This window comes from Psychrobacter sp. P11G5 (assembly GCF_001593305.1).
Classification (GTDB): Bacteria; Pseudomonadota; Gammaproteobacteria; order Pseudomonadales; family Moraxellaceae; genus Psychrobacter.
Map to the genome: position 1 here is coordinate 1,168,506 of NZ_CP012533.1, position 14,722 is coordinate 1,183,227.

10 protein-coding genes are annotated in these 14,722 nt (G+C 42.5%); 8 read left to right on the plus strand and 2 right to left on the minus strand.

Annotated elements, in window-relative coordinates; translation table 11 throughout:
• Nucleotides 1-243: 243 nt before the first annotated feature.
• Nucleotides 244-1,290: a helix-turn-helix domain-containing protein gene (locus tag AK825_RS04890; protein ID WP_068035028.1), complete on the minus strand. Its 1,047-nt coding sequence runs from the start codon at nt 1,288-1,290 to the stop codon at nt 244-246.
• Between the two features lie 266 nt (nt 1,291-1,556).
• Between AK825_RS04890 and AK825_RS04895 the strand changes: the two genes are divergently transcribed.
• From AK825_RS04895 to AK825_RS04930, 8 genes are all read left to right on the plus strand, one after another.
• Nucleotides 1,557-3,377 (plus strand): acyl-CoA dehydrogenase, encoded by a 1,821-nt coding sequence (locus tag AK825_RS04895; RefSeq protein ID WP_068035029.1) that lies wholly within the window; start codon nt 1,557-1,559, stop codon nt 3,375-3,377.
• A 75-nt stretch (nt 3,378-3,452) separates the two neighbouring features.
• Nucleotides 3,453-4,235 (plus strand): SDR family NAD(P)-dependent oxidoreductase, encoded by a 783-nt coding sequence (locus tag AK825_RS04900; RefSeq protein ID WP_068035030.1) that lies wholly within the window; start codon nt 3,453-3,455, stop codon nt 4,233-4,235.
• A gap of 168 nt (nt 4,236-4,403) precedes the next feature.
• Nucleotides 4,404-5,168: an SDR family oxidoreductase gene (locus AK825_RS04905; RefSeq protein WP_264753640.1), complete on the plus strand. Its 765-nt coding sequence runs from the start codon at nt 4,404-4,406 to the stop codon at nt 5,166-5,168.
• Nucleotides 5,169-5,617: 449 nt separating this feature from the next.
• On the plus strand, nt 5,618-7,957 hold the full coding sequence (gene tynA, locus AK825_RS04910) for a primary-amine oxidase (RefSeq protein WP_082787171.1): 2,340 nt from the start codon (nt 5,618-5,620) through the stop codon (nt 7,955-7,957).
• 163 nt (nt 7,958-8,120) lie between these two features.
• Entirely contained in the window at nt 8,121-9,545 is a 1,425-nt protein-coding gene (locus AK825_RS04915; RefSeq protein ID WP_068035034.1) for an aldehyde dehydrogenase family protein, read from the plus strand.
• Between the two features lie 244 nt (nt 9,546-9,789).
• Nucleotides 9,790-10,827 (plus strand): histone deacetylase family protein, encoded by a 1,038-nt coding sequence (locus AK825_RS04920; RefSeq protein WP_068035036.1) that lies wholly within the window; start codon nt 9,790-9,792, stop codon nt 10,825-10,827.
• Between the two features lie 230 nt (nt 10,828-11,057).
• Nucleotides 11,058-11,480 (plus strand): Replicative DNA helicase, encoded by a 423-nt coding sequence (locus AK825_RS04925; RefSeq protein WP_068035038.1) that lies wholly within the window; start codon nt 11,058-11,060, stop codon nt 11,478-11,480.
• 215 nt (nt 11,481-11,695) lie between these two features.
• Nucleotides 11,696-13,240 carry an acetyl-CoA hydrolase/transferase family protein gene (locus tag AK825_RS04930; protein ID WP_068035040.1) on the plus strand — a complete coding sequence of 515 codons (1,545 nt, stop codon included), beginning with the start codon at nt 11,696-11,698 and terminating at the stop codon, nt 13,238-13,240.
• 379 nt (nt 13,241-13,619) lie between these two features.
• Here AK825_RS04930 and AK825_RS04935 read toward each other — a convergent pair whose 3' ends face one another.
• Nucleotides 13,620-14,561 (minus strand): acyltransferase, encoded by a 942-nt coding sequence (locus tag AK825_RS04935; RefSeq protein WP_068035042.1) that lies wholly within the window; start codon nt 14,559-14,561, stop codon nt 13,620-13,622.
• Nucleotides 14,562-14,722 lie beyond the last annotated feature (161 nt).

Consider the following 14,722-nt stretch of genomic DNA (forward strand, 5'->3'; position numbering starts at 1 on the left):
TAGCATCAATAAAGCCGATTTGATTTAAAGTCAGGTCGGCTTTTTGTTTTCTGCTCTTTGTTAAGCCCTCATATAATCGGTCCTGAAAAAATAAGTGCAAACACTATAACGCGCTACTGGGATAAATCTTTCTTGCTTGCTTGCTGTGCCTACGCAGACAGAGGCTGCGCAAAATTTACCCCAGTAGCGCTGTATTTATTTTCTAGTAGATCGACTATACAAAAGTACTATTAAGAAACATTACTAAATCGCCAACCGCGAAAACTTATCTTGATATTCTTTCGGTGTCAGCTCGGTGGCGCGCTTAAACAAACGTGTGAATGACGAGATATCCTCGTAGCCGACTTGCTCGGCCAGCGATTTTATCGTCACATCTCCTGATTCTAATAGACGCTTTGCTTGTTCAATTCTAACCGCTTGAATATACTCAATCGGACGCATCGCGACGCAGGATTGAAAACGTCTATTTAGAGTGCGTGGAGTGATATTGACCATGGCAGCCAAACGGCTGATTTGGATAGGTTGCTTAAAGTTTTCCTCGATAAACTCTTGTACTTGCTTAACCAGCTGGTCTGAATGCGGCTTATGCAAAGTCACATTGGTATAGCTATTTTGATTACCCCGTTTACTATCAATAATCTGGGTTTTCGCCACTTGGGTAGAAATCTCGCGCCCACAAAATCGCTCTATCAATAATAATCCCAAGTCATAAAACGCGCTACCGCCCGCTGCACAAAATATATCGCCCGATTTGTGTGCTAAATCACTTTCCGACTGGTTTTTTGATTGAATCTTTGATTGAGTGACAAACTGGTTCTCTTGCAAATCAACCAGTGGAAAATCTGCCTTAAACTTACTGGCATAGCCCCAATGGGTTGTCGCTACTTTGCCATCGAGCAAGCCCGCCTTTGCTAAAAAGAAAGCCCCGCTACAGTTGCTTGCAATATCCGCTTTAGTATTCGCCAGTCGCTGTAAATGCGGAATTAAATTACTATTTTGACTCAACACTTTATCGATTGAATCGCCAATCGTTGGAATTAATAGTAAGTCGCACTCAATCACGTCTTGAATGTCGCAATGCGCTTGCATGATTAAGCGATTGCTACATCTGATATCGACGCCGCCTAGACTGGCAATCTGTACATTAAACCTTGGCTCAACGCGCTCATCCAAAAAGCGTTGCCAACTGACCCCAGTAAACGAAAACAAATCTAGCGCCCCAGCTAGCACGCTGCCGAGCACACCATCGAAACCAACAATAATGACTTTAAAAGGTTTGGAGTAGGGCAAAATTTAGCTCCCTTTAGGTGTATGAGAATGTATATTTGATGTTTACGTGCAGCTGGTAAAGATTTTCTTGCGTGCTGTGCGCTTCGCCAGACAGAGGCTGCAAAAATCTACACCAGCTGCACTATGCGTAATTTGAAGTTCACTCAGCATAGGTTAGAGGAAATGTCTTGTTTGACCATAATTATGTCATAAATGACAATACGGCAAGACGTTAAATTAGATTAATATCAATTGATTACCAAATTTAATGAGTTAACGAGAATACTATGGCAGCAGATACGCTTATCAACGACTTTGAATTACCATTCCAATTATATGATGTATTGGGCACTGAAACGCTAACCGAGCATCCAAAATTTGCAGAGCACAGCCGCGAAACCTTCAATGCGGTATTAGACACCGCCAATAAAATCGCGACTCAGTTGTTCTTGCCCCACAACCATTTAGCAGATAAAAACGAGCCGCAGTTTGACGGCAAAAAAGTCAGCATGATAGACGATGTCAAAGTCGCTTTTGATGCGTTTCGTGAGTCAGGCTTTATCGCGGGTCGTTATAGCTTTGACGATGGCGGTATGCAATTGCCTGAAACAGTGATGACAGCTGTGGCAGGCTATTTTATGGCTGCCAATCCCTCAACCACGGCTTATCCATTTTTAACCACTGCCGCGATTAATGTTATCTCACATTTCGCCAGTGATGAGATTAAAGATGCCTTTATGCCGCGTATGCTGACCGGTGAATTTACTGGCACCATGGCCCTAACTGAGCCACATGCAGGTTCGTCGCTTGCCGACATTAAAACCATTGCAATAAAGCAGGACGACGGCAGCTATCGTGTCAAAGGTAGCAAAATTTATATCTCAGCAGGCGATCACGAATTGTCTGATAACATCGTGCATTTGGTATTGGCCAAAGTGCCGGGCGGTCCTGGTGGCGTCAAAGGCATCTCGTTATTTGCCGTGCCCAAGTATCGACTCAATGACGATTTATCAGTAGGCGAGCGTAATGATGTTCATTTAACCGGACTCATTCATAAGTTGGGTTATCGAGGTGCGACTTCTACCGCATTAAGCTTTGGCGATGAGGGCGAGTGTTATGGCTATCTTATAGGCGAAGAGCATTTTGGTCTGCGCTACATGTTTAAAATGATGAATGAGGCGCGTATCGCGGTTGGTTTTGGCGCAGCGATGATTGGATATCGCGGTTATCAGTATTCGCTCGATTATGCCAAAGACAGAACGCAGGGCAGAATCGCACCGAATAATAAACCTGAAGATGCAGCAACGGCTATTATCAATCATGGTGATGTGAAGCGTATGCTACTTGCGCAAAAAGCTTATAGCGAGGGCGGCATATCACTGTGCTTATATGGCTCAAACCTGATTGACCGTATCAATACGTGTGAAGATACAACACTGAAAAACGAGCTATCAGAATTATTGGATTTACTAACGCCAGTGTTAAAAGCATGGCCGTCTGAATATGGTCCAAAGGCCAATGACTTGGGTATTCAAGTATTGGGCGGTGCGGGTTATACGCGTGAGTATCAGGCCGAACAGTTTTGGCGTGACAACCGTCTCAATCCCATTCATGAAGGCACAAATGGCGTGCAAGCGTTAGATTTGTCATTCCGAAAGTTATGGCAAAATAAAGGGCTTGGTATTCAAATTCTAAAACGTGAAATCACCAAAGATTTAGAGAATATCAATACACCAGAAACCGCCAAACTTGCGGGTAAATTGATGCCTTATATGGGTCATTTGCATGAAGTGTTGGTGCATTTAAGCAAAATCCTGCAAACGGAAAAAGCCATCACGTTGACTGGCAATGCACAAGCATTGATGAATATCTTTGCCTCTATCGTGGTCAGTTGGATTTGGATTCGCCAAGCCAGCAAAGCTGAGCAATTATTAAGTGAGACCATGGACAGTAATTCACAAGATACGGAAAAACAAAACTTCTATCACGGTAAACTGCAAGCAGCAAAATATTTTATCGATTGGGAATTGCCCTTAATCAATCGTGATATCGAGCTGTTAAATAACGACAATGCTGTATGTACCGATATGCAAGCAGAATGGTTCTAACCAATGAGAAGTTAGTCGCATCGTGTTGAAAAAACTTGCACCATATAAAATAAAACTCTTTTAAAGGAATAAAGTATGACGTTAAACACAAATGGAGTTGCATCAGACGTAACTGGTAAACGCATTTTAATCACCGGCGGGGCGTCTGGTATTGGAGCCGCAAGTGCGTTATTGCTAGCCAGTCGCGGGGCCAAAGTAGTGATTGGCGATTTGGCAGAAGAGATGGGCGCAGCCGTTGCTAAGCAAGCACAAGACGCTGGCAATAGTATCGTCTTTAAAAAGGTCGATGTCACCAGCGGTGATGATGTACGTGCGCTATTTGCTTTTGCCATGGAGACGCTTGGTGGTCTTGATGTGGTAATAAATAATGCCGGCATCGATCACAATCCAGCACCCATGCATGAGCTGAGCGATGAAGATTTCGATCGTAATATCGCCGTCAATCTAAAAGGCGTCTGGCATTGTATGAGGGCCGCTATCACTTGTATGGCGACCAATGGCGGTGGACATGTAATCAATGTGGCGTCTATCGCAGGCCTGCGTTCTGCGCCGCTATTATCAGCTTATAGCGCTGCTAAGCATGGGGTAATGGGATTGACTAAATCTGCTGCTCACGAGTATGCGCGCGTTAATATTCGTTTTAACGCGGTATGTCCGAGCTTTATCGATACGCCGATGGTGCGTAATACCATGGCAAACATGGACGAGCGTGCCCAACAAGCAACCATCAAAGCCGGCCCAATGCGCCGTTTAGGTGACGTCGATGAAGTGTCTGGTGCGATTGCATGGCTGGCTAGTGATGAAAGCAGCTTTATGAATGGCCATGCTTTTACCCTTGATGGTGGCATGTTAGCTTAATGGTTTTATACCAATCCCAAAAATATGATTAGCGGTGTCAAACTCGCTTAGTCTACTAATTGTAGTATTTGCACTCGTCTTCCTTGCTGCTCAAATTTTTGGAGATGGTATTAAGTTTCGCAGAGATGATAAAAATTTAAAAATAATATATTTAAAATATAAGGAATAATGATGAAAGATTTATTTGATTTAACCGGTAAGATTGCTTTAGTTACTGGTGCCAGCCGCGGTATTGGTGAGTCTATCGCTCGTCTATTGGCATCTAGAGGCGCACATGTGATTGTCTCTAGCCGTAAGATTGATGCTTGCCAAGCTGTAGCCGATAGCATCGTCGCTGATGGTCACAAAGCCAGTGCCTTTGCCTGTCATGTGGGCGAGATGGAGCAGATTGAGGCGATCTTTGAGCATATCAAAAGCGAATTTGGTCAAATTGATATCTTAGTGAATAACGCCGCAGCAAACCCTTACTATGGGCATATCTTAGATACAGATTTGGCAGCTTTTGATAAAACCGTAGAGGTCAATATTCGCGGTTATTTCTTTATGTCGACAGCGGCGGGAAAAATGATGCGCGAGCAGGGCGGCGGGGTGATTTTAAATACTGCGTCGGTTAATGGCTTGGTCGCGGGTGACAAGCAAGGCATCTATTCAATCACCAAAGCTGCAGTTATTAGCATGACCAAAGCCTTTGCCAAAGAATGTGGCCCATTAAACATTCGTGTCAATGCATTATTGCCGGGTCTGACCGATACTAAGTTTGCCTCAGCATTGACCACCAATGATAAAGTTTTAAAGATGGCACTACATGCGATTCCACTAGGGCGTGTAGCTGACCCTGACGAGATGGCAGGTACGGTATTGTACCTAGTGTCTGATGCGTCAAGCTATACGACAGGCGCGACGGTCGTTGTCGATGGCGGTATGCTTGCTTAGTAATGAATGATTGTTTTTAAAAATACAGGCAGTAATTAAAGTAGAGAAACCGTGTGATGCTAATATCATGCGGTTTTTTTGTATTTGCTTTCTGCTATAAGCTCATATTATCTACACTAAAAAATAAATTCACTTTGAAGTATATTTAATAAAAATAAAAAAATAGAAGGGTCGTTGTCGTGTAATATAACTATTGTGATAGTAAATGATGGTTGTATCAAAAGTGATATATAGTCAATCTTTTATAAAAGAACTACAGCGTTAACCTTGCTTGAAGTATTACATATACATCTGCACTCGGTTTCCTTGATCCTCTTTTAAATTGAATCGTCTATAGAGTATGTACTACGTTTTTTACTATCTATCTGTCACAACCAAGCACGAAATGGAATTCATCACATAGTTAGCATACGCTATCTCTACGCCTCAATACGATAAGGAAATCGTCTATGATACATTCTCATATCACTATTTATAATAAGCAAAAATCCAATAATAAAATTAACCAAAAGTCCACTACTAGTAGGATACTGAAGTCAACTCTTACCGCCTTAGTGGCTAGTCTAACGCTTGTATATAGCGCGCAGACATTTGCTCATGGCGGCAAAGTAAATATGGTTCCGATAGAAGAAGCGATGACCACAGCAGGGGCAGATGTCAAATACGATAGCTACGCTAATATGTATACCATTACCAAGAATTCCACACGGGTACAAATCAAACCCAATAGCAAAACAGCCATGGTTAACGGGAAGTCTCTTGCAATTACGAGTCCCCTAGTCATGAAAGATGGTCAAGCTTTAGTGCCTGATTCGTTAGCAAATGAGATTTTGCAATCAGGTTTAGATCAGACTTTTAAGATAGAGCAAAGCCCGCATCCACTCAATGTTTTAAGTAGTAAGGAGATTGAGCAAACGTTGGCTATTATTAAGAAAGCCAAACCTACCGAGACTAATTTACGGTTTTCTGATATACGCTTAAAACAACCTGATAAAGATGCAGTATGGCGTAATGTCACTGAAAACAAGCCTTATAAAGGTGATCGTGTAGCAACTTTTAGTATTTTGAAAGGCAATACGGTCATTGAAGGCGAGGCAAATTTAAATAAAAATTCCTTGACCAGTTGGGATGCGATAGAAAATACCTTTGGTATGGTGCTGGTAGATGATTTTTTTGCCATACAGGACATCATTCAAAACAGCCCAGAATATAAAGTAGCGTTAAAAAAGCATGGTATCGATGATGTGACTAAAGTCGTAGGCACACCATTAACGGTTGGCTATTTTGGTGATCAGGACAATTTAGATCAGCAGCTACGAGTCCTTAAGATCGTCTCTTATCTAGACGTAGGCGATGGCAATTATTGGGCACATCCCATCGAAAATTTGGTAGCAGTTGTTGATCTAGATAAGCAAAAAATTATTAAAATTGAAGAGGGCAGTGTTATTCCGGTACCGATGACTCCGCGCCCGATTGATGGTCGTGATAAAAAAGTCGTCAATAGCAAGCCGTTGAATATTATTGAACCAGAAGGAAAGAATTATACCATCACTGGCCGAGACGTTGAGTGGAACAATTGGAAGTTCCATATTGGTTTAGATAGTCGTACTGGCTTGCAACTCAGTACCGTTACCTTTAACGATAAAGGTGTTGATCGCAAAATCATGTATCAAGGCAATTTAGGTGGTATGGTTGTTCCTTATGGTGATCCTGATATGGGTTGGTACTTTAAGTCTTATTTAGATGCTGGTGAATACGGCATGGGAACTTTAACCTCTCCGCTAGAAAAAAATATCGACGCACCAGAAAATGCTGTACTCCTTGACGCTGTTCTTCCAGATTATCAAGGCAAACCTTATACCATTCCGAATGCTATCGCAGTATTTGAGCGTTATGCAGGCCCTGAGTTTAAGCATCAAGAAATGGGACAAAAGAACGTCAGTACTGAGCGCCGTGAGCTGGTAGTACGCTGGATAAGTACAATAGGCAACTATGATTATATTTTTGACTGGGTATTTCAGCCAAACGGAACGATTGGTATTGACGCTGGAGCCACTGGTATCGAGGCCGTCAAAGGTGTCCTTGCAAAAACCATGCATGATCCGACGGCTAAAGAAGACACTCGCTTTGGTACGTTGATTGATCATAATATCGTCGGCACAACTCATCAGCATATCTATAATTTCCGCTTGGATATGGATGTCGATGGCGAAACTAATCATATTAAACGCATAGATCCAGTTGTAGCTGACAATACACGAGGCGGCCCGCGTACCAGTACCATGGAGACTCGCGAAACTACAGTGGTGACAGAGATGGCCGCCAAAGAAAACTTTGATCCCGCATCTGTGCGTCTAATCAGTAATGCTAGCAAAGAGAACCGTATGGGAAATCCAGTATCTTATCAAATGATTCCGTTTGCAGGCGGCACTCATCCTATTGCAAAAGGAGCCAACTTTGCAGATGATGAGTGGATATACAATCGTCTTAATTTTATGGATAAGCAGATTTGGGTGACCAATTATGATGCAAATGAGTTATATCCAGAAGGCAAATACCCTAATCGCTCTGACAAAGATACAGGCTTAGGGCAGTTTACGAAAAACAATGAAAACATCCACAATAAAGATTTGGTAGTGTGGCTAACGACGGGCACAACCCATATTGCACGAGCTGAGGAATGGCCTATCATGCCGACAGAATGGGTAAATGTCCTATTGAAGCCATGGAATTTCTTTGACGAGACACCTTCGTTAAACATGAATCAGAGTGAAAGCGAGAGCAAATAAGCATCTGTAAAATATGAGATTATTAATGTGGCAATTGTATTGTCGCATTAATATCAATTATTGCTAATCAGACTGACGCTCTAGCTGATTTGATTTTATGGCTCGGTTTCAGTATTTTCATTTAATCCTATAGGTAATAATCCTAATAATAAGAGTTAAGAAAATGAGAGAATTTAATTTAATTATCAACGGCAATAGCGTTGGCACTGCTGACTATTTTGACGTTATCAATCCAGCTGACAAATCTATCATTGCTCGCTGTCCAAAAGCGAGTGTCGAGCAGTTGAATGACGCGGTAGCTGCTGCTAAAACAGCATTCCCTGCTTGGTCAGCGCTGACTTATGAGCAGCGCCGAGATCATTTGATGCAGCTTGCTGATGCCGTCGAAGACCATGGTGAGGAGCTGATGACGCTACTGACCAAAGAGCAAGGTAAGCCTACTAAAGGTTTTGCTGATCTAGGCGCAGGCTTTGAGTTTGGCGGTACATTGGCTTGGATACGTGCTACAGCCAGCATGGATTTAGAACCAGAAACTATTCAGGATAATGATATAGCGCGTATAGAACTGCATCGCAAGCCGCTTGGGGTTGTAGGTTCGATTACTCCGTGGAATTACCCCTTATTGATAGGTATTTGGCACATTATTCCTGCTCTATTGACAGGTAATACAGTCGTCATGAAACCCTCCGAGATGACGCCATTAACCGTATTGCGTTTTGGTGAAATCGCCAAAGATATTTTGCCAGATGGTGTCTTGAATGTAGTAACTGGTGAAGGTGATATTGGTGCGGCGATGACCTCACACAAAGATATTCAAAAAATCGTATTTACAGGCTCAACGCCCACTGGCAAAGCCATTATGAAAAGTGCAGCTGACAATCTAACCCGCTTAACGTTAGAGCTTGGTGGTAATGATGCTGGTATTGTCTTAGCGGATGCCGATATTGCAGCTTGTGCGCCAAAGATATTTGCAACCTCTTTTATTAATAATGGACAAACTTGTGCTGCGTTAAAACGGCTTTATGTCCATGAGTCGGTGCATGACGAGCTTTGTGAAGCACTAACTAACATGGCCAAAAGCATGAAAACCGGCAATGGCTTCGATGAAGATACAGACTTTGGACCACTACAGAATCAAAAACAGCTAGATATCGTCAAAGCACTTGCCGAAGATGCGAAAGATCGGGGTGCGAATTTCTTATGCGGTGGCGAAGTCACTGATGAGAGTGGTTATTTTTACCCTATTACGCTTGTGAGCAACATTAACGATGGCGCAAGGTTAGTCGATGAAGAGCAGTTTGGGCCTATTTTACCTATTATTAAATTTAGCGATGTGGAAGAAGCAATTGCTAGCGCAAATCGTTTGCAAGTTGGACTAGGTGGTTCGGTCTGGTCGCAAGATATTAAAGAGGCGCAAAGTATTGCTTCTCGTTTAGAGTGCGGTACGGTCTGGATAAATAACCATGCTATGGTTCAGCCTGATGCCCCATTTGGCGGTGTGAAAGATTCAGGGTTTGGGGTGGAGTTTGGAGAAGCGGGCCTGAAAGAATTCACCTTTATTCAAACCGTACAAATTTTTAAGTCTTAATACCTGCTGTTATTTATAGAAAGATTTATTAAAGAGTCTGTGATGCAAGAAAGACTGCAACGCAGACTCTTTATTGACATCTGATAACTGGTTATATCATTTGACTCTGACTAGGCACTGGCATATATTCAATGGTTGCTATCAGCAAGTATTGTACGTTTGACTATGGTTTCGAGCTGTATTCAAAGCTGTAATAGTTGCATTATAGAAAATGGAATGCGCCACAACCAATGGAGTGTACAGAGTGAAAATATATAGTCATGAAAACCTAAGTCTGCATAGACCACTGCCTTACTTTTCTTATGGAAAGATGCATGAGCCGTTAGAGATACCGGAGCGTATGGTTGAGATGTTAAAAGCACCAGCGGCATTAGGGCTAAAGGTTACGAATGCTAAAGAAATCGGAATCGGGCCTATCTTAGCGGTACACGACTTTGGTTATGTTGAGTTTTTAAAGCATGGCTATGACGAATGGATGGCGGTAGATGAGGACCTAGGAGCGCAAGTACAGACGGGGATTTTTGTGCCGTATGACAATCCTGGACTGGGCATCATGGCAAAAGCGGCAAAATATCAGGCGGATGATAGCGCGCCAATCAGTGAGCATTCGTGGACATCAATCTATTGGTCAGCGCAAACGGCGCTTAATGCTGCTGAAGCCCTACTCAACGATGACAGTGGCGACAGCAATGTACAACTCTGCTTTTCACGACCTCCTGGTCATCATGCACGCAAGAGCGCCGCAGGTGGTTTTTGTTATCTAAACAATGCTGCCATCATCGCTGAACATTTAAGGAAAAAATACGCAAAAATAGCGATCATAGATACGGATATGCATCATGGTCAAGGTATTCAAGAGATATTCTACGACCGTAAAGATGTCCTTTATACCTCGGTACACGGTGACCCTGTTAATTTTTATCCTGCTGTTACCGGTCATAAATTTGAGAAAGGTGAGGGCGAAGGTTATGGCTATAACGTCAACTTCCCAATGCCGCATGGGACTGATGAAGAAGGGTTTTTTGATTACGTCGACCAATCAATCGAGACCATGAAGACATTTGATGCTGATGTCATCGTCCATGTCTTAGGTTTCGATGTCTATCAAGATGATCCAGAAGCAAGATGTAAAGTCAGCACAGAAGGCTTTAAGGTATTAGCGCAAAAGATGAAGGCGTTAAATAAACCTTTGATTGTGCTAGTAGAGGGTGGCTATTACATCCAAAAACTCAATGATAACTTGCAGGCGTTTTTATCGGGATTGATAGAAGAAGATAGTTAAATAGGTATTTGATAGATAGTTATTTAATCGAAAAATTGACTTAAAAATGAAAAGGACACGATATCAGTTATCGTGTCCTTTAATGTACTATTTAAGCTGTAACCTACACACTAGTTATACTTTCTACGATACAAATGCTAAGCACCCGTCATAACTCTTATCCAGTACGCCAATTTAAGCTATAATCATCAGCAATTTTCCAATTCAGTCGCATAAAAAGGCCACGAGTAATGATTAATACCAAAATATATAAATCCATTTATGTTTTAGCTGAAAAGCTATTAGAAGCTGATAGTAAAAACGATCAAAAAACATTTGATTTGCTTTATGGGCAGCTAAAAGATCTTTGCATTGAAAATGAAAAGAGTGATAAAGACCACCCAGAACAGTGGGAGACACTTGCTGACTTCACTGAGGATTTGGATGCAGCGCTAGTCATTTATGAGAAAGCGCTCAAAAAAGCCACGGCAATTAATTCAAAAGATCACATGTCATCGATTGCCTTTTCTATGGCAGTATTGCAAATTGAATTGGGTCAAAAAGACGCTGCTATCAACAATCTACAGAATGCCAAAATCAGCGCTAATAAAATTGAAGATAAAGAGTTTAAAGTCGAGATAGACGAACTACTTGCCACATTATTGGCAGAATAAATTTAACAAGCATTGATTCATTATAAGCTGCATTGGTTCTATCAAATTGAATATACTTAGGCTCATCTACTTGCCTTTTGTAGAAAAATTGTCCAAAATGCTGCAACGAAATCGTATTAACGGATTCGTTGCAAGTTTACCTCATTGTAGTGTTCGTTTTAGTATTCATTGTATTGAGGTCTGATTTTAATAGGGAAGTTAATAGGAAGAATGTTATGGGTTCAATTAACCACGAAGAGCGCGTTCAACATGAAGGCTTGCGTGAAAAAATCATGTCTGCTGAACAAGCAGCTTCATTTGTACAAAACGGAATGACGCTTGGTGTTGCAGGGTTTACGGGTGCAGGCTACCCAAAATTCGTACCAACGGCTATCGCTAATCGTGCTAAAGATGCTCACGCTCGTGGCGAAAAATTCGGCATCGGTATGTTAACGGGTGCGTCAACCGCTCATGATTGTGATGGTGTGTTGGCAGAAGCCAACTGTATTAATTTCCGTGCGCCATTCCAATCTGATCCTGCCATGCGTAACCACATCAATGCTGGTAACACTCACTACGTTGATATGCACTTATCACACTTTGAGCAGCAAGTTCGTTTTGGCTTCTATGGCGATATGGATATTGCATTGATTGAAGCGACTGGCATCACGCCAGAAGGTAAAATCATTCCTTCGATGGGTATTGGTACCAATAACCAGTGGCTAAAAACTGCCAAAAAAGTCATCATCGAAGTAAACTCGCGTCAGAGCATGATGTTAGAAGGCATGCATGATATCCCAGCAGACCTTGGTGAGCCGCCGTTCCGTCAGCCTATTCCTATTGTCAAACCAGATGACCGCATCGGTACGCCGTACCTAGAGTGTGATCTCGATAAGATCATCGGTATCGTTATGACCGATGCACCAGATCGTAATAGCAAGTTTGCTGATCCAGATGATAACTCTAAAACGATTGCTTCACAGATCATTGAATTCTTAGATCATGAAGTCAAAAAAGGCCGTTTGCCAAAAAACCTATTACCACTACAGTCTGGTGTGGGTAACGTTGCAAACGCAGTATTAATGGGTCTACAAGATAGCCCGTTTGATGATTTGATGGGGTACACCGAAGTCTTGCAGGACGGTATGCTTGATCTGGTACTTAGCGGCAAAATGAAGTCAGCGTCGGCAACGGCATTGTCGTTTAGCCCAGATGCGCTACAGCGTTTCAATGATAACATCGAGTTTTTGAGTGACAAACTCGTCCTACGCCCGCAAGAATTCACCAACCATCCAGAGGTTATCCGTCGTCTTGGTATTATCGCTATGAATGCGATGATCGAAGCCGATATTTACGGTAACGTCAACTCAACCCATATTATGGGTACCAAAATGATGAACGGTATTGGTGGTTCAGGCGACTTCACTCGTAACTCACATTTCTCGTTCTTTGTCAGCCCATCAACAGCGAAAGGTGGGGCTATCTCTACTATCGTGCCGATGGTATCGCATCACGACCACTCTGAGCATGATGTGATGTTCTTGGTGACTGAGCAAGGATTTGCAGATTTGCGTGGTAAGTCGCCGCGTCAACGCGCCAAGCTTATCATCGATAACTGTGCGCACCCAGACTATCGCCCAATGCTGCAAGATTACTATGACCGTGCTGCTAAGGCCAGTGGCCTACAAACGCCGCATCTCTTAAATGAAGCATTGTCATGGCATCAGCGTTTTGTTGAGACGGGAGATATGCGCATAAATAAGATGCGTATAGCTGTATAGGCGACTCGTAGCAGTAACACAAAACCAGTAATACATTAGTCATAAAACAGTATTAACGCCTCTTATCTGTCATCAGGTAAGAGGCGTTTTTTTATATCTAAAAATAGTTTCTAAACTGCTAGTCTTCAAACTGCTATAGTCAGTTCACAATAAAAGAGATACGTTCAAAACAGCGTTCTGCTGGTATAAACTTTCCTCGCTTGCTGTACGCTTTGCACCCCAGAGGCTTCGAAAAATTTATCCCAGCAGCCCTATGCTATTTTTGAATTGAACCTACTATATGATACGTTCTACGCACTGGTATTTATGTCAGTGGTGCTTGAAAAGCTGTCATCAGATAAGAGGCTTTTTCTTATGTTCAAAATTAGCTTTCAGGCTCCTATTCTTCAAAATCAGCTAACATCTTGGTGATGCGCTCATCTTTTTGTCGCCATATCTGCTCAACCCAGTCGAACATTCTCGCTTTGACGGCAGCATCATCTTCATAACCGCCATTTTGAACAGCCACAGACAAACCATCCGGTATGTCAATATAGCGGACATCGACGCCTAAGCGCTTGATATTGCCTTTCCACAAGTCACTATAGCTCGGTACGCCATCAGGATAGACAATCGTCATATCCAATATGCCGTCTACCTCTGCACCCAAGGCGTTGATAGCCAGCGCCAAACCGCCTGCTCGTGGCTTGAGCAGATGCGTGTAGGGCGACTGCTGCTTGTCGCGTTTGACAGGTGTAAAACGCGTTCCTTCTAGATAATTGAGCAAGGTGAAAGGCTTGTCTTTGAGCAGTGCGCAGGCCCGTTGTGCTTCTTTAAGATCTTGACCCTTTAAGGCAGGGTTTTTGGCAATATCAGCTCTAGAATGCCGACGCATCATAGGAAAGTCTAAAAAGTAAAAGGTTTGACCCACGATAGGAATGTATATCAATTCAAACTTGGTAAAAAAGCGCGTCAAAGGCAAGCGATCTTGGCTAATATACTGGACAATACTGGTGTCAACCCATGATTGATGATTGCTAATCAGTAGATATTTGCCGTCTGTATACACGTCATCAGGTAGGCTAATTCGCCAGTCCTTTTGCGGTAAGACCATGTCAATCACAGCGTTATTACTATTAATCCAATGATTGGCGATTTTAATCACAGCCTTGTCAGCGATAGCTGCGCCAGTAATCATTTTGGTCGCACCCATAAGCCACACAGGGATGCTACCAGCAAAGCTATTTCCTACAATGACGCCCGTAGCCGTTGCTAGTGATACTGCTTTGGCAAGTTTGGGCTTACGGTCGTGCATTTTTTGAAAAACTGATGCCAAGCGCATGTTAAATCCCTTCCGTTTGTCTATTATTAATTGTTATTAGCGTTATGGCATAATTTTAGCAGATATAAATATTTGTGCACCAATAGTGGTGTGACTGGTCATTACATATAACGAATATATCAGTAGAAGGTGAATTGGGACGCGTTATAGTTGCATTTCAA